Origin of the sequence: Kitasatospora sp. NPDC059462 (assembly GCF_042749955.1) — a bacterium.
Lineage (GTDB): Bacteria > Actinomycetota > Actinomycetes > Streptomycetales > Streptomycetaceae > Kitasatospora.
The window spans coordinates 78,388-99,056 of sequence record NZ_JBHYUU010000003.1; the positions used below are offsets into that span (position 1 = coordinate 78,388).

General features: G+C 71.7%; 18 protein-coding genes. All 18 read left to right on the forward strand.

Features of this window, described 5'->3' with window-relative positions:
- Nucleotides 1–188: 188 nt before the first annotated feature.
- Nucleotides 189–1,043 (forward strand): sensor histidine kinase, encoded by an 855-nt coding sequence (locus ACFXAM_RS01640; RefSeq protein WP_380286961.1) that lies wholly within the window; start codon nucleotides 189–191, stop codon nucleotides 1,041–1,043.
- A 100-nt stretch (nucleotides 1,044–1,143) separates the two neighbouring features.
- Nucleotides 1,144–1,803: a response regulator gene (locus ACFXAM_RS01645; RefSeq protein WP_380286962.1), complete on the forward strand. Its 660-nt coding sequence runs from the start codon at nucleotides 1,144–1,146 to the stop codon at nucleotides 1,801–1,803.
- Between the two features lie 437 nt (nucleotides 1,804–2,240).
- Entirely contained in the window at nucleotides 2,241–2,600 is a 360-nt protein-coding gene (locus tag ACFXAM_RS01650) for an NADH-quinone oxidoreductase subunit A (protein ID WP_014137597.1), read from the forward strand.
- A 60-nt stretch (nucleotides 2,601–2,660) separates the two neighbouring features.
- Nucleotides 2,661–3,215, forward strand: a complete 555-nt coding sequence (locus tag ACFXAM_RS01655) for an NADH-quinone oxidoreductase subunit B family protein (RefSeq protein ID WP_030300882.1) — start codon at nucleotides 2,661–2,663, stop codon at nucleotides 3,213–3,215.
- Nucleotides 3,212–3,925 (forward strand): NADH-quinone oxidoreductase subunit C, encoded by a 714-nt coding sequence (locus tag ACFXAM_RS01660; protein ID WP_380286963.1) that lies wholly within the window; start codon nucleotides 3,212–3,214, stop codon nucleotides 3,923–3,925. The genes ACFXAM_RS01655 and ACFXAM_RS01660 overlap by 4 nt, the downstream gene beginning before the upstream one ends.
- Entirely contained in the window at nucleotides 3,925–5,280 is a 1,356-nt protein-coding gene (locus ACFXAM_RS01665; protein WP_380286964.1) for an NADH-quinone oxidoreductase subunit D, read from the forward strand. The genes ACFXAM_RS01660 and ACFXAM_RS01665 overlap by 1 nt, the downstream gene beginning before the upstream one ends.
- On the forward strand, nucleotides 5,277–6,032 hold the full coding sequence (gene nuoE / locus ACFXAM_RS01670) for an NADH-quinone oxidoreductase subunit NuoE (protein WP_380286965.1): 756 nt from the start codon (nucleotides 5,277–5,279) through the stop codon (nucleotides 6,030–6,032). The genes ACFXAM_RS01665 and nuoE overlap by 4 nt, the downstream gene beginning before the upstream one ends.
- Nucleotides 6,032–7,393 carry an NADH-quinone oxidoreductase subunit NuoF gene (gene nuoF / locus ACFXAM_RS01675; RefSeq protein WP_380286966.1) on the forward strand — a complete coding sequence of 454 codons (1,362 nt, stop codon included), beginning with the start codon at nucleotides 6,032–6,034 and terminating at the stop codon, nucleotides 7,391–7,393. The genes nuoE and nuoF overlap by 1 nt, the downstream gene beginning before the upstream one ends.
- Entirely contained in the window at nucleotides 7,390–9,873 is a 2,484-nt protein-coding gene (locus tag ACFXAM_RS01680; RefSeq protein WP_380286967.1) for an NADH-quinone oxidoreductase subunit G, read from the forward strand. The genes nuoF and ACFXAM_RS01680 overlap by 4 nt, the downstream gene beginning before the upstream one ends.
- Complete coding sequence (nuoH, locus tag ACFXAM_RS01685; protein ID WP_380286968.1) at nucleotides 9,870–11,228, forward strand: NADH-quinone oxidoreductase subunit NuoH; 1,359 nt, start codon at nucleotides 9,870–9,872, stop codon at nucleotides 11,226–11,228. The genes ACFXAM_RS01680 and nuoH overlap by 4 nt, the downstream gene beginning before the upstream one ends.
- A 6-nt stretch (nucleotides 11,229–11,234) precedes the next feature.
- A complete protein-coding gene (gene nuoI, locus ACFXAM_RS01690; RefSeq protein WP_380286969.1) occupies nucleotides 11,235–11,846 on the forward strand; it encodes an NADH-quinone oxidoreductase subunit NuoI in 612 nt (203 codons plus the stop codon).
- Complete coding sequence (locus ACFXAM_RS01695) at nucleotides 11,843–12,769, forward strand: NADH-quinone oxidoreductase subunit J (protein WP_380286970.1); 927 nt, start codon at nucleotides 11,843–11,845, stop codon at nucleotides 12,767–12,769. Before nuoI ends, ACFXAM_RS01695 begins: the two co-directional genes overlap by 4 nt.
- The gene (gene nuoK / locus ACFXAM_RS01700) at nucleotides 12,766–13,065 is read left to right on the forward strand and encodes an NADH-quinone oxidoreductase subunit NuoK (RefSeq protein WP_030300898.1); all 300 of its coding nucleotides are present in this window, start codon (nucleotides 12,766–12,768) and stop codon (nucleotides 13,063–13,065) included. Before ACFXAM_RS01695 ends, nuoK begins: the two co-directional genes overlap by 4 nt.
- Before the next feature lie 13 nt (nucleotides 13,066–13,078).
- Entirely contained in the window at nucleotides 13,079–14,974 is a 1,896-nt protein-coding gene (nuoL, locus tag ACFXAM_RS01705; protein ID WP_380286971.1) for an NADH-quinone oxidoreductase subunit L, read from the forward strand.
- A gap of 37 nt (nucleotides 14,975–15,011) precedes the next feature.
- Entirely contained in the window at nucleotides 15,012–16,685 is a 1,674-nt protein-coding gene (locus ACFXAM_RS01710; RefSeq protein WP_380286972.1) for an NADH-quinone oxidoreductase subunit M, read from the forward strand.
- Complete coding sequence (nuoN, locus tag ACFXAM_RS01715) at nucleotides 16,682–18,316, forward strand: NADH-quinone oxidoreductase subunit NuoN (RefSeq protein ID WP_380286973.1); 1,635 nt, start codon at nucleotides 16,682–16,684, stop codon at nucleotides 18,314–18,316. Before ACFXAM_RS01710 ends, nuoN begins: the two co-directional genes overlap by 4 nt.
- A 302-nt stretch (nucleotides 18,317–18,618) precedes the next feature.
- A complete protein-coding gene (locus tag ACFXAM_RS01720; RefSeq protein ID WP_380286974.1) occupies nucleotides 18,619–19,629 on the forward strand; it encodes a polyprenyl synthetase family protein in 1,011 nt (336 codons plus the stop codon).
- Between the two features lie 194 nt (nucleotides 19,630–19,823).
- On the forward strand, nucleotides 19,824–20,486 hold the full coding sequence (locus tag ACFXAM_RS01725; RefSeq protein WP_380286975.1) for a LuxR C-terminal-related transcriptional regulator: 663 nt from the start codon (nucleotides 19,824–19,826) through the stop codon (nucleotides 20,484–20,486).
- The last annotated feature ends 183 nt before the right edge of the window (nucleotides 20,487–20,669 follow it).

Consider the following 20,669-nt stretch of genomic DNA (forward strand, 5'->3'; position numbering starts at 1 on the left):
CTGCCGGGGGGGGGGGGGGGGGGGGGGGGGGGGGGGGGGCGGGGGGGGGGGGGGGGGGGGGGGCGGGGGGGGGGGGGGGGGGGCCGCCCCCCCCCACGGCCGGCGTCTGGGCCGCCGGCCGGTGGCGGGAGGCCGACCGCTGGCCGGGGCTGATCGGGCTGCTCGAACTCGCCCTGCTGCTGCTCCTGGTGGTCGTGACGCTGCGGGCCGAGGGCGGCCGGCGCGGGGCGGTGGCGGTCTGGACGATCGGCGGCGCGGTCGCCCTGTGGCCCTCCCGGTTCCAGGCGATCGAGGGTCCGCAGGACGCACTGACCCTCTTCGGGTTCGGCTCGGTCCTCGCGCTGCCGGCCGTCCTGGTCGGGCTCTACCTGCGCGGGCTGGACGACACCCGGCTCCGCTCGGTGGCCGCCGCGCGGCGCTCCCAGCGCCTCGAACTCGCCCACGACCTGCACGACTTCGTCGCCCACGACGTCAGCGGGATGGTCGCCCAGGCACAGGCGGGCATGGTTCTGGCGGCCTCCGACCCGGTGCGGGCGGCGGCCCTGTTCGAGCGGATAGAGCAGGCCGGGCTGCAGGCCCTGGCCTCGCTCGACCGGACCGTCCACCTGCTGCGCAGCGAGGACGCGGACGGTCCGGAGCGCGGTCCGCAGCCCGGCCTGGCCGAGCTGGCCGAACTCACCGAGCGGTTCGCGGACTCGGGCGGAGTGACGGTGCGGCTGGACGCCCCGGCGGAGGAACCGGGGATCCCCCGGGAGGTGGCGGCCACCGCCTACCGGGTCGTGGTGGAGGCCCTGACCAATGTGCGGCGGCACGCACCGGCCGCCCGGGTGGTCGAGGTCCGGGTGCGCCGCGAGGGGCGGCGGTTGACGGTGCGGGTGCGGGACGACGGCGGCCGGCCGCCGCAGCCGTCCGGACCGCGCCGGGGCGGCAGCGGACTGGTGGGGCTGGCCGCCCGGGTGGAGGCGCTCGGCGGCACGCTCGTCTCCGGCCGGGAGGGCGGCGGTTGGCAGGTGGCGGTGGTCATGCCGCTGAAGGCGTGGTGACCGGTCCGGCCGCACCCGTCGCAGGGCGGGCACGGCCGGTGCGTACGGCGCCCGCGGCACGTACGGCCGGCACGGCACGAACGGAAGGAGACGCGGGCCGATGACCATCAGGGTGCTGCTCGCCGACGACGACGAGGCGATCCGCAGCGCGTACCGGATCATCCTCGACGCCCAGCCGGACATCGAGGTGGTGAACGAGGCCGCGGACGGCGAGGCGGCGGTCGCCCTGGCCCGGCGGCTGCGGCCTGACGTGATCCTCGCCGACATCCGGATGCCCCGGCTGGACGGGCTGGAGCTGACCAGGCAACTGGGCGGGGAGTTCCGGGTGGTCGTGGTGACCACCTTCGACCTGGACGAGTACGTGCATGAGGCGATCCGGGCGGGTGCGGCGGGCTTCCTGCTCAAGCGGTCGGGGCCGGCGCTGCTGGCCGAAGCGGTCCGGTCGGCCGTCGCGGGGGACGCGTTGATCAGTCCGCAGATCACCGTCCGGCTGCTCCGCCGGCTGTCGGGTGGTGCACCGCAGAGACCGGCGGGCGGACGGGCGGCGGAGCGCCCGCAGGTCGGTCCGGTCGAGGAACTCACGGCTAGGGAGAAGGAGATCGCGCGGCTGGTCGCGGACGGTGCGACCAACGCCGAGATCGCGGCGGAGCTGTTCATCAGCGCCGGGACGGTGAAGAACCACCTGGCCTCGGTCCAGCGGAAGCTCGGTGCCCGGAACCGGGTGGGCATCGCCGCCTGGGCGTGGGAGAGCGGCGCCTGAGCACCGCTCGCGCGCTTGTGAACGAAGGGTCAAGCGGACGTTCGCGGAGCCGCCACCCCTGCGAGTGAGCCGCTATAACACGTCAACATGTCGCCCAGAAATTTGCTCTCGGCGATGCATAGTTGATATAGGTGCGCGGCCCTGACCTGCCGCTTCGCAGATGAATGCGACTGCTTGTGACCATTTGACTTCTTTGCGTTGACAAATCTCGCCATGTTCACCTTCGTGGTGATTCACGAGGTGGCGGAGATCACAAAGATCGGCTTGAACTGCGTGTCGCAGATCACAAGCCGACGGGCATAGGATGCGCTCGTTCCAGGCTTTGTGAACTGCCTCACATGGGGTGGATCTCGGGAACTGGAACGCCGGGTTCACCGCAGCGTGACCCGTCGGTTCCGATCTGCAGTCAAGGACGACTGGACGGAGGGAGCGGGGCTATGAATGCCTACGCGCCGATCCTCGTACTCGGTGCCATCGCGGCGGCGTTCGCGGTCGGCTCCGTCGTGATGGCCTCACTGACCGGCCCCAAGCGCTACAACCGGGCCAAGCTGGAGGCGTACGAGTGCGGCATCGAGCCGACCCCGCAGCCCGTGGGCGGCGGTCGGTTCCCGATCAAGTACTACCTCACGGCGATGCTCTTCATCGTCTTCGACATCGAGATCGTCTTCCTCTACCCGTGGGCCGTGAGCTTCGACGCCCTGGGGATCTTCGGACTGGTCGAGATGCTCCTGTTCATCGCCACCGTCTTCGTCGCCTACGCCTACGTCTGGCGCCGCGGCGGTCTGGAGTGGGACTGACCGCTGACTTTGTGAACATGCGGACAAGCCAACGGACTTGAGGGCATTGAGAGGGATCTGATGGGAATCGAGGAGAAGCTGCCGAGCGGCTTTCTGCTCACGACCGTGGAGACGGCCGCCGGCTGGGTGCGCAAGGCGTCGCTCTTCCCGGCCACCTTCGGGCTGGCCTGCTGCGCGATCGAGATGATGACCACCGGCGCGGGCCGTTACGACCTGGCCCGGTTCGGCATGGAGGTGTTCCGGGGCTCCCCCCGGCAGGCCGACCTGATGATCGTAGCGGGCCGGGTGAGCCAGAAGATGGCCCCGGTGTTGCGCCAGGTCTACGACCAGATGGCGAATCCGAAGTGGGTCATCTCGATGGGGGTCTGCGCCTCCTCGGGCGGGATGTTCAACAACTACGCGATCGTGCAGGGCGTCGACCACATCGTCCCGGTGGACATCTACCTGCCCGGCTGCCCGCCCCGCCCGGAGATGCTGATGGACGCGATCCTGAAGCTGCACGACAAGATTCAGCACGAGCCGCTCGGCGTGAACAAGCGCCGCGCCGAGGAGCTGGGCGAGGCCCTCGCGCTGCAGGCGACCCCGGTGAGCGAGATGCGGGGGCTGCTGCGATGAACGAGCAGGTACCCGAGACCCGGCGCGAGCAGCCGCACCGCGAGATTCCGGTCGAGGTGGTAGGCCGCCGGCAGGGCATGTTCGGTGCCCAGGGCAGCGGCGACACCTCCGGCTTCGGCGGGCTGGTCGCCCCGATCGCCCTGCCGCCGGCCAGCGAGCGCCCGTACGGCGGCTGGTTCGACGAGGTCGCCGACGAGCTGGAGGGCGCCCTGGAGGAACAGGGCCTCGACCCGGCCGAGGTGATCGAGAAGACCGTCGTCGACCGCGCCGAGATCACCTTCCACATCGCCCGCGAGCACCTGCTGCGCACCGCCCGCACCCTGCGCGACGACCCGGCGCTGCGCTTCGAGCTCTGCCTCGGGGTGAGCGGCGTGCACCACCCGGGCGACCAGGGCCGCGAACTGCACGCGGTCTACCACCTGCGCTCGATCACCCACGGCCGGCTGATCCGGCTGGAGGTCACCGCGCCGGACTCCGACCCGCGCATCCCGTCCGTGGTCAGCGTCTACCCGACCAACGACTGGCACGAGCGCGAGGCCTACGACTTCTTCGGTCTGGTCTTCGAGGGCCACCCGGCGCTCACCCGGATCATGATGCCGGACGACTGGCTGGGCCACCCGCAGCGCAAGGACTACCCGCTCGGCGGCATCCCCGTCGAGTACAAGGGCGCCCAGATCCCGGCGCCCGACCAGCGGAGGTCGTACAGCTGATGAACACCCAGCACTACGAGGAGACGCACCAGGGCAGCGCCGCCGAGGCCGGCGCCCGGGACACCACCGAGGGCCGGGTCTTCACGGTCACCGGCGGCGACTGGGGCGAGGTGGTCGAGGCCGTCGGCCGGGCCGACGACGAGCGCATCATCGTCAACATGGGCCCCCAGCACCCCTCCACCCACGGGGTGTTGCGGCTGATCCTGGAGATCGACGGCGAGACCGTGACGGAGGCCCGCTGCGGCATCGGCTACCTCCACACCGGCATCGAGAAGAACATGGAGTTCCGCAGCTGGGTCCAGGGCACCACCTTCGTGACCCGCATGGACTACCTGACCCCGCTGTTCAACGAGACCGCCTACTGCCTGGCGGTCGAGAAGCTGCTCGGCATCACCGACGACATCCCCGAGCGGGCCAGCGTCATCCGGGTGCTGATGATGGAGCTCAACCGGATCGCCTCCCACCTGGTCTGCCTGGCCACCGGCGGCATGGAGATCGGCTCCACCACGCTGATGATCTACGGCTTCCGCGACCGCGAGCTGATCCTGGACGTCTTCGAGCTGGTCACCGGCCTGCGGATGAACCACGCCTACGTCCGCCCCGGCGGCCTCGCCCAGGACCTCCCGCCCGGAGCGGTCGACCAGATCCGCGAGGCCGTGAAGACGCTCCGCTCCCGGATGCACGAGTACGACAAGCTCGCCACCGGCAACCCGGTGTTCAAGGCCCGCCTGGTCGACGTCGGCTTCCTCGACCTGCCCGGCTGCCTGGCCCTCGGCGCCACCGGCCCGATCCTGCGCGCCACCGGCCTGCCGCACGACCTGCGCAAGACCGACCCGTACTGCGGCTACGAGAACTACGACTTCGAGGTCGCGATCGCCGACAGCGCCGACTCCTACGGCCGCTTCCTGATCCGCCTGGAGGAGATGAAGCAGTCGCTGCGGATCGTCGAGCAGTGCCTGGACCGACTGCGCCCCGGCCCGGTCATGGTGGCCGACAAGAAGATCGCCTGGCCCGCCCAACTCGCCGTCGGCCCGGACGGGATGGGCAACTCCCTCGACCACATCCGGAAGATCATGGGCACCTCCATGGAGGCCCTGATCCACCACTTCAAGCTGGTCACCGAGGGCTTCCGGGTCCCGGCTGGCCAGGCCTACTCGGCGGTCGAGTCGCCCAAGGGCGAGCTGGGCGTGCACGTGGTCAGCGACGGCGGGACCCGCCCGTACCGGGTCCACTTCCGGGACCCGTCGTTCACCAATCTGCAGACGATGGCGGCGATGTGCGAGGGCGGCCAGGTGGCCGACGTCATCGTCGCGGTGGCCGGGATCGACCCGGTGATGGGAGGCGTGGACCGGTGACAGACGTCCGACTGGGGATGCCGGCGCTGCCGGCCCGGCCCTACCCCGAGGAGGTGCACGCCCGGCTGGCCGCCGACGCCGCGGAGCTGATCGGCCGCTACCCGGTGGCCAGGTCCGCCCTGCTGCCGCTGCTGCACCTGGTGCAGGCCGAGGAGGGCTTCGTCAGCCCGACCGGCATCCGGTTCTGCGCCGAGCAACTGGACCTCACCACCGCCGAGGTCACCGCCGTGGCCACCTTCTACACCATGTACCGGCGCCGGCCCGCCGGCGAGTACCACGTCGGGGTCTGCACCAACACCCTGTGCGCGGTGCTCGGCGGCGACCAGATCTTCGCCGAGATCCAGGAACACCTCGGGATCGCGAACAACGAGACCACCGAGGACGGCCGGATCTCGATCGAGCACATCGAGTGCAACGCGGCCTGCGACTACGCCCCCGTGGTGATGGTCAACTGGGAGTTCTTCGACAACCAGACGCCGGAGAGCGCCAAGCGGCTGGTCGACGACCTGCGCGCGGGCCGCGAGGCCGCCCCCACCCGCGGCGCCCGGCTCTGCTCCTTCAAGGAGACCGCCCGGATCCTGGCCGGCTTCCCCGACGAGCGCCCCGGCGCCGTCGACGAGTCCGGCGCCGGCGGCGCCCCCTCGCTGGCCGGCCTGCGGCTGGCCCGCGGCGAGGCCCTGCCCGGCACCGGCGGCACCCGCGTCGTCTCCCCCCGCCACGAGGGCTCCGGCCAGGAAGGGAACGAAGCGTGATGACCTCCGCCGAGCCGGCCGAGAAGCTGCTCACCCCCGTCCTGTCCGCCTCCTGGGACGACAGCCGCCCCTGGAGCCTCGCCACCTACCGCCGCCACGCCGGGTACGACGGCCTGCGGGCCGCCCTCGCCATGCCCCCGGACGACGTGATCGCCCTGGTCAAGGACGCCGGCCTGCGCGGCCGCGGCGGCGCCGGCTTCCCCACCGGGATGAAGTGGCAGTTCATCCCGCAGAACGACGGCAAGCCGCACTACCTGGTGGTCAACGCGGACGAGTCCGAGCCGGGCACCTGCAAGGACATCCCGCTGCTGTTCGCCAACCCCCACGCACTGATCGAAGGCATGATCATCGCGTCCTACGCGATCCGCTGCGACCACGCCTTCATCTACCTGCGCGGCGAGGTCGTCCCGGTGCTGCGCCGGCTCCAGGCCGCCGTCGCCGAGGCCTACGAGGCCGGACTGCTCGGCCGGGACATCCTCGGCTCCGGCCTCGACCTGGACATCACCGTCCACGCCGGCGCCGGCGCGTACATCTGCGGCGAGGAGACGGCCCTGCTCGACTCGCTGGAGGGGCGCCGCGGCCAGCCCAGGCTGCGCCCGCCGTTCCCGGCCATCGCCGGCCTCTACGCCTGCCCGACCGTGGTCAACAACGTCGAGTCGATCGCCTCGGTGCCGCCGATCCTGGCCCGCGGCAAGGACTGGTTCAAGGGCCTCGGCACCGAGAAGTCCCCCGGCTTCACGCTCTACTCGCTCTCCGGCCACGTCACCAACCCCGGCCAGTACGAGGCCCCGCTCGGCATCACGCTGCGCCAGCTGCTCGACATCAGCGGCGGCATCCGGACCGGCCACCGGCTCAAGTTCTGGACCCCGGGCGGCTCCTCCACCCCGATGTTCACCGACGAGCACCTCGACGTCCCGCTCGACTACGAGGGCGTCGGCGCGGCCGGCTCGATGCTCGGCACCAAGGCCCTGCAGATCTTCGACGAGACGACCTGCGTGGTCCGCGCGGTCACCCGCTGGACGGAGTTCTACGCCCACGAGTCCTGCGGCAAGTGCACCCCCTGCCGCGAGGGAACCTACTGGCTGGTCCAGCTGCTCAAGCGGATCGAGGCCGGCGGGGGCACCGAGGGCGACCTCGAAAAGCTCCTCGACATCGCCGACAACATCAACGGCAAGTCCTTCTGCGCGCTGGGCGACGGCGCGGCCAGCCCGATCGTCTCCTCGCTCCAGCACTTCCGGGCCGAGTACGAGCAGCACCTCGCCGAGCGCCGCTGCCCGTTCGACCCGGCCGCCTCCACCGTCTGGGCCGACGGCCCCCGCCCCGGCCACCAGTCCGCCACCGAAAGGGAGGTGCACGCGTGACGATCACAGAACCCTCCACCTCCAAGGGCGGCCAGGCCGCGGTCGAGCTGGTCACGCTCACCATCGACGGCGTCGAAGTGCAGGTCCCCAAGGGGACGCTGGTGATCCGGGCCGCCGAGCAGATCGGCACCCAGGTCCCGCGCTTCTGCGACCACCCGCTGCTCGACCCGGCCGGCGCCTGCCGCCAGTGCATCGTCGAGATCGAGGGCCAGCGCAAGCCGGTCGCCTCGTGCACCATCCCGGTGGCCGAGGGCATGGTGGTCCGCACCCAGCTCAGCTCGCCGGTCGCCGAGAAGGCCCAGCGCGGCGTGATGGAGCTGCTGCTGATCAACCACCCGCTGGACTGCCCGGTCTGCGACAAGGGCGGCGAGTGCCCGCTGCAGAACCAGGCGATGTCCACCGGGGACACCGACTCCCGCTTCGAGGGGATGAAGCGCACCTACGAGAAGCCGGTCCCGATCAGCAGCCAGGTCCTGCTGGACCGGGAGCGCTGCGTGCTCTGCGCCCGCTGCACCCGGTTCTCCCAGCAGATCGCCGGAGACCCGTTCATCGACCTGGTCGAACGCGGCGCCCTGCAGCAGGTCGGCACCGGCGAGGGCGACGACTTCGAGTCGTACTTCTCCGGCAACACCATCCAGATCTGCCCGGTCGGCGCGCTCACCTCGGCGGCCTACCGGTTCCGCTCCCGCCCGTTCGACCTGGTCTCCTCGCCGAGCGTCTGCGAGCACTGCTCCTCCGGCTGCGCCCAGCGCACCGACCACCGGCGCGGCAAGGTGCTGCGCCGGCTGGCCGGCGAGGACCCGGAGGTCAACGAGGAATGGAACTGCGACAAGGGCCGGTTCGCCTTCCGCTACGCCCAGCAGCGCGACCGGATCACCACCCCGCTGGTCCGGCAGGGCAGCGAACTCGTCGCCGCCTCCTGGCCCGAGGCGCTGGCCAGGGCCGCCGAGGGGCTGCGCGAGGCCCGCACCGGCGTGCTCACCGGCGGCCGGGTCACCGTCGAGGACGCCTACGCCTACGCCAAGTTCGCCCGGGTGGTGCTCGGCACCAACGACGTGGACTTCCGGGCCCGCCCGCACAGCGCCGAGGAGGCCGGCTTCCTGGCCGCCGCGGTCGCCGGGCAGGGCGTGGACATCACCGGCGAGGGCGTGACCTACCAGGACCTGGAGGCCGCGCCGGTGGCGCTGCTGGTGGCCCTGGAGCCCGAGGAGGAGTCGCCGATCGTCTTCCTGCGGCTGCGCAAGGCCAACCGCAACCGCGGCCTGGCGGTCTTCTCGGTCGCCGCGCACGCCTCCCGGGGCCTCGGCAAGCTGCACGGGGCGCTGCTGCCCGCCGCGCCCGGCACCGAGGCCGAGTGGCTGGCCGCGCTCGCCGCCGACGAGCCGCTCAGCGACGACGCCGGCCGCGCCGCCGAACTGCTGCGCACCCCCGGGGCGGTGATCCTGGTCGGCGAGCGGGCCGCCGCCGCCCCCGGCGCGCTGACCGCCGCGCTGCGCCTCGCGCACGCCACCGGTGCCCGGCTCGCCTGGATCCCCCGGCGGGCCGGCGAGCGCGGAGCGGTCGAGGCGGGCGCGCTGCCCGGACTGCTGCCGGGCGGCCGCCCCGTCGACGTCCCGGCCGCCCGGGCCGAGACCGCCGCCGTCTGGGGCGGGACCGACCTCCCGGTGCGGCCCGGCCGGGACACCGAGTCCATCCTCTCCGCGGCCGTCGGCGGCGAACTCGGCGCGCTGCTGATCGGCGGCCTCGACCCGGAGGACCTGGCCGACCCGGCGCAGGCCGAGCTGGCGCTGGCCGCCGTCCCCTTCGTGGTCTCGCTGGAGCTGCGCCCGTCCGCCGTCACCGCGCACGCCGACGTGGTGCTGCCGGTGGCCGCGGTCGCGGAGAAGGCCGGCACCTTCCTGGACTGGGAGGGCCGGGTGCGGATGTTCGAGGCCGCGCTCAAGCCGGACCAGCAGATGGGCCGCCACCTGCACCCGGACCTGCGGGTGCTGAACATGCTCGCCGACGCGCTGGGCCACCGGCTCGGCCTGCCCGACGTCCGCGCCGCCCGGCTGGAGCTGGACCGGTTCGCGCCCTGGGCCGGCGAGCGCCCGGCCGCCCCGGCCGCCCACCCCGGCGTGCTGCCCCGCCCGGCCACCGGCCAGGCGGTGCTGTCCGGCTGGCGCCTGCTGCTCGACCGCGGTTCGCTCCAGCAGGGCGACCCGCACCTGGCCGGCACCCGGCACCGGGCCGTCGCCCGGATCTCGCCGACCACCGCCGAGGAGATCGGCGCCGCGGGCGCCCCCGCGCTGCGGCTCACCGGCCCGGCCGGTTCGGTCACCCTGCCGCTGGAGATCGGCAAGGAGATGCCGGACCGCACGGTCTGGATCCCGCTCAACTCCACGCCGGGCGGCGCCCACCGCACGCTCGGCACCACCATCGGCCACCTGGTCACCATCGCCCCGGCGCAGGGCACCGAGCCCGACGAGGAGGAGAAGTGAACCCCACCTCGCACCCGCTCGCCGGGTACGACCTCGCCGCGTACGAGACGCTGGGCTTCTTCGGCCGTGACCCCTGGTGGCTGGTCCTGCTGAAGGCGGTGTTCTGCTTCGCCTTCCTGGTCGGCACGGTGCTCGTGGCGATCGTCTGGGAGCGCAAGGTGGTGGCCTGGATGCAGCTGCGCATCGGGCCCAACCGGCACGGCCCGTGGGGGATGCTGCAGTCGCTCGCCGACGGCGTGAAGCTGGCGCTCAAGGAAGACCTCGTGGTCAAGGGCGCCGACAAGGCGGTCTACGTGCTGGCCCCGATCGTCTGCGCGATCCCGGCGTTCATGGCCTTCGCGGTGATCCCGTTCGGTCCGGCCGGCGACGAGGTGTCGGTGTTCGGCACCCGGACGCCGATGCAGCTGACCGACTTCCCGGTGGCGCTGCTCTACATCCTGGCCACCGCCTCGGTCGGCATCTACGGCATCGTGCTGGCCGGCTGGTCCTCCGGCTCGACCTACCCGCTGCTCGGCGGTCTGCGCTCCTCGGCCCAGATGATCAGCTACGAGATCGCGATGGGCCTGTCCTTCGCGGCGGTGTTCATCTACTCCGGCTCGATGTCCACCTCGGAGATCGTCTCCTCGCAGCAGCCGACCTGGTTCGCGGTGCTGCTGCCGGTGTCGTTCATCGTCTACATCGTGGCGATGGTCGGGGAGACCAACCGCGCGCCGTTCGACCTCCCGGAGGCCGAGGGCGAGCTGGTCGGCGGCTTCAACACCGAGTACTCCTCGCTGAAGTTCGCGATGTTCATGCTGGCCGAGTACATCAACATGGTCACCGTCTCGGCCGTCGCCTCCACCCTGTTCCTGGGCGGCTGGCGGGCCCCCTGGCCGGTCTCCACCTTCTGGGAGGGCGCCAACCACGGCTGGTGGCCACTGCTCTGGATCACCCTCAAGATCCAGTTGCTGCTGTTCTTCTTCATCTGGCTGCGCGGCACCCTGCCGCGGTTCCGCTACGACCAGTTCATGAAGCTCGGCTGGAAGGTGCTCATCCCGGTCTCGCTGGTCTGGCTGGTGATGGTGGCCGCCGTCCGGGCGCTGCGCAACGAGGGCTACGGGTTCGGCGAGGTGGTGCTCTACGTCGGCGCCCCGGTCGGAGCGCTGCTGCTGCTCGGCCTGCTGCGGGACGTCGTCAAGCGCCGGCCGGAGACCGAGGACGGCGCGCCGAGCGGCGAGTTCGACCCGATGGCCGGCGGCTACCCGGTGCCGCCGCTGCCCGGCCAGCAGCTCCCGCCGGTCCCGCGCCGGCGCAGCCGCGCCCCGAAGCAACTCCAGGACGCCCTCAACGGGGCCGACCATTCCGAAGGGAGCTGAACCGAGATGTCGTCCGACCAGAACCCCCGGACCGACCGGCCCGAGCGGGCCGAGAAGCCGTCCATCCTCGGACCGGCCGCCGGCTTCGGCGTGACCTTCAAGGCCATGTTCAAGAAGCGGCTCACCGAGCAGTACCCGGAGCAGAAGAAGCCCACCGCCCCGCGCTTCCACGGCCGCCACCAGCTCAACCGGCACCCGGACGGCCTGGAGAAGTGCGTCGGCTGCGAGCTGTGCGCCTGGGCCTGCCCGGCCGACGCCATCTACGTCGAGGGAGCGGACAACCAGGAGGAGGAGCGCTACTCGCCGGGCGAGCGGTACGGCGCGGTGTACCAGATCAACTACGCCCGCTGCATCCTGTGCGGTCTGTGCATCGAGGCCTGCCCGACGCGGGCGCTCACCATGACCAACGAGTACGAGCTCGCGGACTCCTCCCGCAAGGACCTCATCTTCACCAAGGAGCAGCTGCTGGTCGGCCTCTCCGAGGGCATGGTCGACACCCCGCACGCGATCTTCCCGGGCGCCGACGAGGGCGCCTACTACCGCGGTGAGATCACCGCGGCGGCGCCGGGCACCGAGCCCCAGGAGCGCACCGAGCGGGAGAAGGAGGCGCAGTCGTGACCGCCGCCCCCGCCACCCTCGCCGCCGTCACCGGTGCGACCTCCACCGGCGAGGCCGTCCAGTTCTGGGTGCTCGCGGTGATCGCCGTCGGCGGCGCCCTCGGCATGCTGCTGATGAAGAAGGCGGTGCACAGCGCGCTCTGCCTGGCCGCCACGATGCTCGCCCTGGCGGTCTGTTACATGGCCCAGGGCGCGGTGTTCCTGGGCGTGGTGCAGATCGTCGTCTACACCGGCGCGATCATGATGCTCTTCCTGTTCGTGGTGATGCTGGTCGGCGTCACCAGCGCGGACTCGCTGAAGGAGCAGCTGAAGGGCCAGCGGTTCGCCGCCGTGTTCTGCGGCCTGGGCTTCGGCGTGCTGCTGGTCGCCGGGATCGCCAACGCCAAGCTGGACACCTTCGGCGGCCTCGCCGAGGCCAATGCCGAGGGCAACGTCCAGGGCCTGGCCCGGCTGATCTTCACCAAGTACGTGTGGGCCTTCGAGGTCACCGGCGCGCTGCTGATCACGGCCGCGATCGGCGCCATGGTGCTGACCCACCGCGAGCACGTGAAGGCCCCGAAGACCCAGCGCGAGCTGGCCGCCCAGCGGGTCGCGGACAACCTGCAGGTCCCGCCGCTGCCCGCACCCGGCGTCTACGCCCGGCACAACGCGGTGGACATCCCGGGCCTGCTGCCGGACGGCACGATCGCCGAGGACTCGGTGATGGCGACCCTGCGCGAGCGCGGCCAGATCCGCGACGTCAGCCAGGAGATGCTGGCCCGGATGGCCGAGCTGGAGTCCACCACCGCCGACTGGCTGGGCCGCGCGCCGTCCGAGCGCCCGCCGGTGACCGGCCCGCGCCAGGCGCTGGAGCCGGTGGCCGCCAATCACACGGCGCCGGCGAACCGCCCGGCGTCCGACCACGACGAGGAGGGGGCGGAGTGAATCCGGTCAACTACCTCTATCTCTCCGCCCTGTTGTTCACCATCGGCGCCTCCGGCGTGCTGATCCGGCGGAACGCGATCGTCCTGTTCATGTGCGTCGAGCTGATGCTCAACGCCTCCAACCTGGCGCTGGTCACCTTCTCCCGGATGCACGGCAACCTGGACGGCCAGATCATCGCGTTCTTCACGATGGTGGTCGCGGCGGCCGAGGTCGTGGTCGGCCTCGCGATCATCGTTTCGATCTTCCGGACCAGGCACTCCGCTTCGGTCGACGACAGCAACCTGATGAAGCTGTAGGCGGAGGGCCTCGGTGAACTCTCTCATTCCGCTGCTGGTCGCGGCCCCGCTGGCCGGCGCCGCCCTGCTGCTGCTCGGTGGACGGGCCTTCGACCGGTTCGGCCACTGGCTGGCCACCGCGCTCGCCGCACTGTCCTTCGGCTTCGGCCTCGCGCTGTTCTCGTCCATGCTGGGCCGGGACGCCGAGGAACGCGCCGTCACCGAGCACCTGTTCAGCTGGATCCCGGTGAACGGCTTCCAGGCCGACGTCTCCTTCCGGCTCGACCAGCTCTCGATGACCTTCGTCCTGCTGATCACCGGTGTCGGCACGCTGATCCACCTCTACTCGGTGGGCTACATGGCGCACGACGAGCGCCGGCGCCGGTTCTTCGCCTACCTGAACCTCTTCCTGGCGGCCATGCTGCTGCTGGTGGTCGCCGACAACTACCTGCTGCTGTACTTTGGCTGGGAGGGCGTCGGCCTCGCCTCGTACCTGCTGATCGGCTTCTGGCAGCACAAGCCGAGCGCCGCGACGGCCGCCAAGAAGGCGTTCATCGTCAACCGCGTCGGCGACCTGGGCCTGTCCATCGCGATCATGCTGATGTTCGTCGAGTTCGGCTCCTTCACCTTCGAGCCGGTCTTCGCCACCGCCGACAGCGCGAGCGAGGGCAAGCTGACCGCGATCGGCCTGATGCTGCTGCTCGCCGCCTGCGGCAAGTCCGCGCAGGTGCCGCTGCAGTCCTGGCTCGGGGACGCGATGGAGGGCCCGACCCCGGTCTCCGCGCTGATCCACGCGGCCACCATGGTCACCGCCGGCGTCTACCTGATCACCCGCTCCGGGGCGATTTTCAACCTGGCGCCGGACGCCCAGACCGCCGTGGTGGTGGTCGGCGCGGTCACCCTGCTCTTCGGTGCCGTCGTCGGTTGTGCCAAGGACGACATCAAGAAGGCGCTGGCCGGCTCGACCATGTCGCAGATCGGCTACATGATCCTCGCGGCCGGCCTCGGCCCGATCGGCTACGCCTTCGCGATCATGCACCTGGTGACCCACGGCTTCTTCAAGGCGGGGCTGTTCCTCGGCGCCGGGTCGGTCATGCACGGCATGAACGACGAGGTGAACATGCGTCACTACGGCGGCCTGTGGAAGCACATGAAGGTCACCTTCGTCACCTTCGGCCTGGGCTACCTGGCCATCATCGGCTTCCCGGGCCTGTCCGGGTTCTTCTCCAAGGACAAGATCATCGAGGCGGCGTTCGCCAAGGGCGGCACCGAGGGCTGGATCCTCGGCCTGTGCACCCTGACCGGCGCCGCGGTCACCGCGTTCTACATGACCCGGGTGATGATCCTGACCTTCTTCGGCGAGAAGCGCTGGCAGCCGGACGCCCAGGGCCACGAGCCGCACCCGCACGAGTCCCCGCGCACCATGACCGTTCCGATGATCGTGCTGGCGATCGGCTCGGTGCTCGCCGGCGGGCTGTTCGCCTTCAACAGCTCCTTCCTCCACTGGCTGGAGCCGGTCACCGGCCACGACGAGGGGAACTCCCCGCTCTCCCCGCTGGTGGTCACCCTGCTCACCAGCGCCTGCATGGTGGCCGGCGTCGCGCTCTCGTACCTGGTGTACGGCCGCTCGGCCGTCCCGGTGGTGCCGCCCTACGGCTCCCCGCTCACCCGGGCCGCCCGCCGGGACCTCCTCCAGGACGACTTCAACCACGCCGTGCTGGTCCGCCCGGGCTCGGCGCTCACCGCCGCCCTGGTCTACTTCGACAGCCGCGGCCTGGACGGCTTCGTCAACGGCCTGGCCGCCACCATCGGCGGGGTCTCCAGCCGGCTGCGGCGGATCCAGACCGGCTACGTCCGCACGTACGCGCTCTCCATGTTCGGCGGCACGCTGGTGCTGGTCGCCACGACTCTCCTGATGAGGTCCGTCTGATGCACCCGGATTACACACGTCGTCAGGAGGCCGAGGCATGAGCGCCCTCCTCACCGCCACCTGCGCGGTCCCGGCGGCCGGCGCGGTGGTCACCGCCGCGCTGCCGGCCGGGACCAGCGAGAGCCGGCGGCGCACCGCCAAGACGGCGGCACTGGCCTTCTCGGCCGTCACCCTGGCCCTGGCCGGGGCGGTGGCCGTGCGGTTCGACCCGGACGGCGCGCGCTACCAGCTGACCGAGTCCTACAGCTGGATCCGCTCCTTCGGCATCAGCTTCTCGCTCGGCGTGGACGGCATCGGCGCCGTCCTCGCCCTGCTCGCCGCCGTCCTGGTGCCGGTCGTGCTGCTGGCCTCCTGGCACGACGCCGACCCGGCCGCCCCCGCGGCCACCTCGGCGACGGGCGCGGCCGCGGCCGAGGGGACCTTCGAGAACCGGCGCCGCACCCAGGGCTTCTTCGCCCTGGTCCTGGCGGTGGAGGCGATGGTGATCGTCTCCTTCTACGCCACCGACGTCTTCGTCTTCTACGTCTTCTTCGAAGCCATGCTGATCCCGATGTACTTCCTCATCGGCGGCTTCGGGGACCGGGCCGGCGGCCCGGAGTCGGACCGTCAGCGGTCCTACGCCGCGGTGAAGTTCCTGCTGTACAACCTGCTCGGCGGCCTGGTCATGCTGGCCGCCGTGATCGGCCTGTACGTGATCGCGCAGGACCAGGGCCTGGCCACCTTCGACCTGCAGACGCTCACCGGCGCGGTCGCCGACGGCCGGCTGCAGTTCAGCGGCCCCGCCGAGAAGGCGCTGTTCCTCGGCTTCTTCTTCGCCTTCGCGGTCAAGGCCCCGCTCTGGCCGCTGCACACCTGGCTGCCGAACGCGATGGGCGAGGCCACCGCCGGCACCGCCGTGCTGATCACCGCCGTGGTCGACAAGGTCGGCACCTTCGCGATGCTCCGCTTCTGCCTCGGGCTGTTCCCGGAGGCCTCGAAGACCTTCGGACCGGCGATCCTGGTCCTCTCGGTGATCGGGATCATCTACGGCGCGCTGCTGGCCATCGGCCAGAAGGACATCAAGCGGCTGGTCGCCTACGCCTCGATCTCGCACTTCGGCTTCATCATCATGGGCATCTTCGCGCTGACCAGCCAGGGCCAGAGCGGAGCCACCCTCTACATGGTCAACCACGGCATCTCCACCGCCGCGTGGATGCTGGTGGCCGGCTTCCTGATCTCCCGCCGCGGCTCCCGGCTGATCGCCGACTACGGCGGCGTGCAGAAGGTCGCCCCGGTGCTCGCCGGTACCTTCCTCATCGGCGGACTGGCCACCCTCTCGCTGCCCGGACTGGCGCCCTTCGTCAGCGAGTTCCTGGTCCTGGTCGGCACCTTCACCCGCTACCCGGCGGTGGGCATCGTGGCCACCCTCGGCATCGTGCTCGCCGCGCTGTACGCCCTGCTGCTCTACCAGCGCACCATGACCGGCCCGGTCAAGGAGGGCGTCAGCGGCATCACCGACCTCAAGGCCCGCGAACTCGCCGTGGTGGCCCCGCTGGTGGCGCTCACCGTGCTGCTCGGCGTCTACCCGAAGCCGCTCACCGATCTGGTCAACCCCTCGGTGAACGCGACCCTCTCGCAGGTCCACCAGACCGACCCGGCGCCGGCCCACCCGGTCGCCGACCACGGGAACGGCCAGGACGGGGCCGCCCGCTCAGGAGGTGAGCACAAGTGAGCAGCACCGGATGGCTCGCCGCCGCCGGCGGCACCCAGAGCATCCCCGCACCGCACATCGAGTACGGCCGGCTCTCGCCGATGCTGGTGGTGTTCGGCGCCGCCGTGACCGGCATCCTGCTGGAGGCCTTCCTGCCCCGGCGGCTGCGGCACTGGGCCCAGGTGGTGACCGCGCTGACCGGCCTGGCCGGCGCCTTCGTCGCCGTCCTGGTGCTCGCCGCCCAGGGCTACGGCACCACCAAGGTCGACGCGGTCGCGATGGGCGCGGTCGCCCTGGACGGCCCGACGCTCTTCCTCCAGGGCGTCATCCTGCTGGTCGCGGTGGTCGCGGTGCTGACCTACGCCGAGCGCCGGCTGGAGCCCAAGGCCGGGGGCGCACCGGCCGACGCGTTCGCCGCCCAGGCCTCCGCCACCCCCGGCGGCGAGCAGGAGCGCGGCGCGATCCGGGCCGGCTTCACCACCAGTGAGGTCTTCCCGCTCACCATGTTCGCGGTCGGCGGCATGCTGCTGTTCCCGGCCGCCAACGACCTGCTGACGATGTTCGTCGCGCTGGAGGTCTTCTCCCTCCCGCTCTACCTGCTCTGCGCGCTGGCCCGGCGCCGCCGGCTGCTCTCCCAGGAGGCGGCGGTCAAGTACTTCCTCCTCGGCGCCTTCGCCTCGGCGTTCTTCCTGTTCGGCACCGCGCTGCTGTACGGCTTCGCGGGCACGGTGCGGCTGGGCGAGATCGCCGACGTCATCTCCGGCAACGCACTGCTCACCCCGGCGCTGGTCTCCTCGACCCAGAACGACGCCCTGCTGCTGGTGGGCCTGGCGATGCTGTCGGTGGGCCTGCTCTTCAAGGTCGGCGCGGTGCCGTTCCACTCCTGGACCCCGGACGTCTACCAGGGCGCGCCGACGCCGGTCACCGGCTTCATGGCGGCGGCGACCAAGGTGGCCGCGTTCGGCGCCGTGCTGCGGCTGTTCTACGTGGCCTTCCCGGCGCTGCGGCTGGACTGGCGGCCGGTGCTCTGGGGTGTGGCGATCCTCACCATGGTGGTCGGCGCGGTCCTCGCCGTCACCCAGCAGGACGTGAAGCGGCTGCTCGCCTACTCCTCGATCGCACACGCCGGCTTCATCCTCACCGGCGTGATCGCCAGCAACCGGCAGGGCGTCGGCTCGGTGCTGTTCTACCTGCTGGCGTACTCCTTCGTGACGCTCGGCGCGTTCGCCGTGGTCACCCTGGTGCGCGACTCCAAGGGCGAGGCCACCCACCTGTCCAGCTGGGCGGGCCTGGGCCGGCGCTCCCCGCTGGTCGCGGCGGTGTTCGCGCTCTTCCTGCTGGCCTTCGCGGGCATCCCGCTGACCTCCGGGTTCACCGGGAAGTTCGCGGTGTTCCAGGCCGCGGCGGCCGGCGGGGCCACCCCGCTGGTGATCGTGGGCGTGCTCAGCTCGGCGGTCGCGGCGTTCTTCTACATCCGGGTCATCGTGCTGATGTTCTTCTCCGACCCGCAGCCGGGCGGCCCGACCGTCGCCATCCCGAGCGCCTTCACGGCGACCGCGATCGGCGTCGGTGTGCTGGTCACGGTGGGGCTCGGACTGCTGCCGCAGTACTTCCTCGACCTGGCCTCGAAGGCCGTGTTCTTCGTCGGCTGACCGTCCGCCCGGGACCGGTCGGCCGTGTGCCCGGGACCGGGCCGGCCGTCCCGCCGGGGCCCGGCCGACCGCCCCGGCGGAGAGCGGGGCGACCGCTCCGCCGACCGTCCGGGTCGCGCCCCCGTGCGCGGCCCGGACGCGTCGTTGGGGAATCGGTGCTGGCCAGCGGGGACGCCCCGGGCATGACAGAGCCGCACGCCCGTGCAGTGATCCACTCGCGACCGGATACCCTGCCTGTATGGCCAGCGGCGGCACTCAGGGACCGGGCCGCTAGATCGACCAGGGACAGAGGAGTGGTCTTCGTGACCGTCGTGGGACCCTTTGGGCTCAGCGTGCAGGACCGCGATCTGACCCGCGACGTCCAGGCCGGGATGGACGCGGTGGAGATCGCGCTCACGGACGCCGTGAAGAGCGACGTCCCGTTCATCACCGTCACCGCCAGCCACCTGATGGAGGCCGGCGGCAAGCGCTTCCGTCCGCTGCTGGTGCTGCTCGCCGCCCAGTTCGGCGACGCCAACGCGCCCGGGGTGGTCCCGGCCGCCGTGGTCGTCGAGCTCACCCACCTCGCCACGCTCTACCACGACGACGTCATGGACGAGGCCCCGGTGCGGCGCGGCGCCCCCAGCGCCAACTCCCGGTGGGACAACTCGGTCGCCATCCTGACCGGCGACTTCCTCTTCTCCCGCGCCTCCCAGGTGCTCGCCGACCTCGGCCCGGAGGCCGTCCGGCTGCAGGCCGACGCGTTCGAGCGGCTGGTCACCGGCCAGATCCTGGAGACCGCCGGCCCCGGCCCGGAGGACGACCCGCTCGACCACTACCTGAGGGTGCTGGCCGGCAAGACCGGCTCGCTGATCGCCGTCTCCTGCCGGATAGGAGCGCTGGCGGCCGGCGCCGAACCCTGGGTGATCGACATCCTCAGCGCCTTCGGCGAGCGGATCGGCATCGCCTTCCAGCTGGCCGACGACGTGCTGGACATCGCCAGCGACGGCCACGAGTCCGGCAAGACCCCCGGCACCGACCTGCGCGAGGGCGTGGAGACCCTGCCGACCCTGCTGCTGCGGCAGATGCCCGCGGACCCGGCCGACCCGGACGACGCCCGGCTGCGCGAGCTGCTGCGCAAGGACCTCGCCGACGACGAGCTGCACGCCGAGGCGCTGCGGCTGCTGCGCCACCACCCGGCGCTGGAGCACGCCCGCCGGGAGACCCTGCGGCACGCCGAGGAGGCCCGGGCGCTGCTGGACCCGCTCCCGGCCGGCCCGGCGAAGAACGCGCTGCAGGCGCTCTGCGACTCGGTGGCCATCCGGACCATGTGACGGCCCGACGGCCCGACGGCCCGACGGCCCACGGCTCACGGCTCACGGCCCGACGGCCCGGGTCCGGCCCTCCGGCCGCCCGCCGGGAGCGGGCGGGGCGATGTGCCGCCCCTGGTCCCGGGGACCCGCGCGGATGGGGGAGACTGACACCCGTCAGCACCGTGTCCGCACCTCCGCCCATCCGGAAGGCCGCCATGCTTCGCGTCGTCATCGCCGAGGACTCCGTACTGCTGCGGGAGGGCCTGACCCGGCTGCTCACCGACCGCGGCCTGGAGGTGGTGGCCGGCGTCGGTGACGGCGAGGCACTGATCAAGACGATCCACGACCTGGCCGCCGACGGCGCGCTGCCCGATGTGGTGGTCTCCGATGTGCGGATGCCCCCCACCCACACCGACGAGGGCCTGCGGGCCTGCGTGACCCTGCGCGGCCTCTACCCGGAGCTCGGCGTGCTGGTCCTGTCGCAGTTCGTCGAGGAGCGCTACGCATCCGAACTACTGGCCGGTTCCACCCGTGGCGTTGGCTACCTGCTGAAGGACCGGGTGGCCGAGGTGCGCGAGTTCGTGGACGCGGTGGTGCGGGTCGCCGAGGGCGGCACCGCGCTGGACCCGGAGGTCGTCCAGCAGCTGCTGAGCCGCAGCCGCAAGGGCGACGTGCTGGCCGGGCTCACCCCGCGCGAGCGCGAGGTGCTGGGGCTGATGGCGGAGGGCCGGACCAACACCGCGGTGGCCAAGCAGCTGGTGGTCTCGGAGGGCGCGGTGGAGAAGCACGTCAGCAACATCTTCCTGAAGCTGGGGCTCGCGCAGAGCCCGGGAGATCACCGGCGCGTGCTCGCGGTGCTCACCTATCTGAATTCCTGACCGGCCGGCCGTCGGACCGTTCGAAGGTGGCGTTCGTGTCCGAACCATATGGTCGATCCAGTGTCCCGAACCGGTCGTTCACGGCGTTTTTCCCGGCTGCGGCGGTGATTTTCCGCCGCATCGGGAAGTTCCGTCCAAGGCAATCCTTACCCGCATAGGATGCGAGAGGTGCACCAGGCGGAC

Bases quoted from the DNA above. Each gene is read 5' to 3' on its own strand.
- ACFXAM_RS01710 (WP_380286972.1), top strand. From the start codon at position 15,012: ATGAGCGCCCTCCTCACCGCCACCTGCGCGGTCCCGGCGGCCGGCGCG.
- ACFXAM_RS01660 (WP_380286963.1), top strand. From the start codon at position 3,212: ATGAACGAGCAGGTACCCGAGACCCGGCGCGAGCAGCCGCACCGCGAG.
- ACFXAM_RS01655 (WP_030300882.1), top strand. From the start codon at position 2,661: ATGGGAATCGAGGAGAAGCTGCCGAGCGGCTTTCTGCTCACGACCGTG.
- nuoF (WP_380286966.1), top strand. From the start codon at position 6,032: ATGACCTCCGCCGAGCCGGCCGAGAAGCTGCTCACCCCCGTCCTGTCC.
- ACFXAM_RS01725 (WP_380286975.1), top strand. From the start codon at position 19,824: ATGCTTCGCGTCGTCATCGCCGAGGACTCCGTACTGCTGCGGGAGGGC.
- ACFXAM_RS01650 (WP_014137597.1), top strand. From the start codon at position 2,241: ATGAATGCCTACGCGCCGATCCTCGTACTCGGTGCCATCGCGGCGGCG.
- ACFXAM_RS01665 (WP_380286964.1), top strand. From the start codon at position 3,925: ATGAACACCCAGCACTACGAGGAGACGCACCAGGGCAGCGCCGCCGAG.
- nuoI (WP_380286969.1), top strand. From the start codon at position 11,235: ATGTCGTCCGACCAGAACCCCCGGACCGACCGGCCCGAGCGGGCCGAG.
- ACFXAM_RS01645 (WP_380286962.1), top strand. From the start codon at position 1,144: ATGACCATCAGGGTGCTGCTCGCCGACGACGACGAGGCGATCCGCAGC.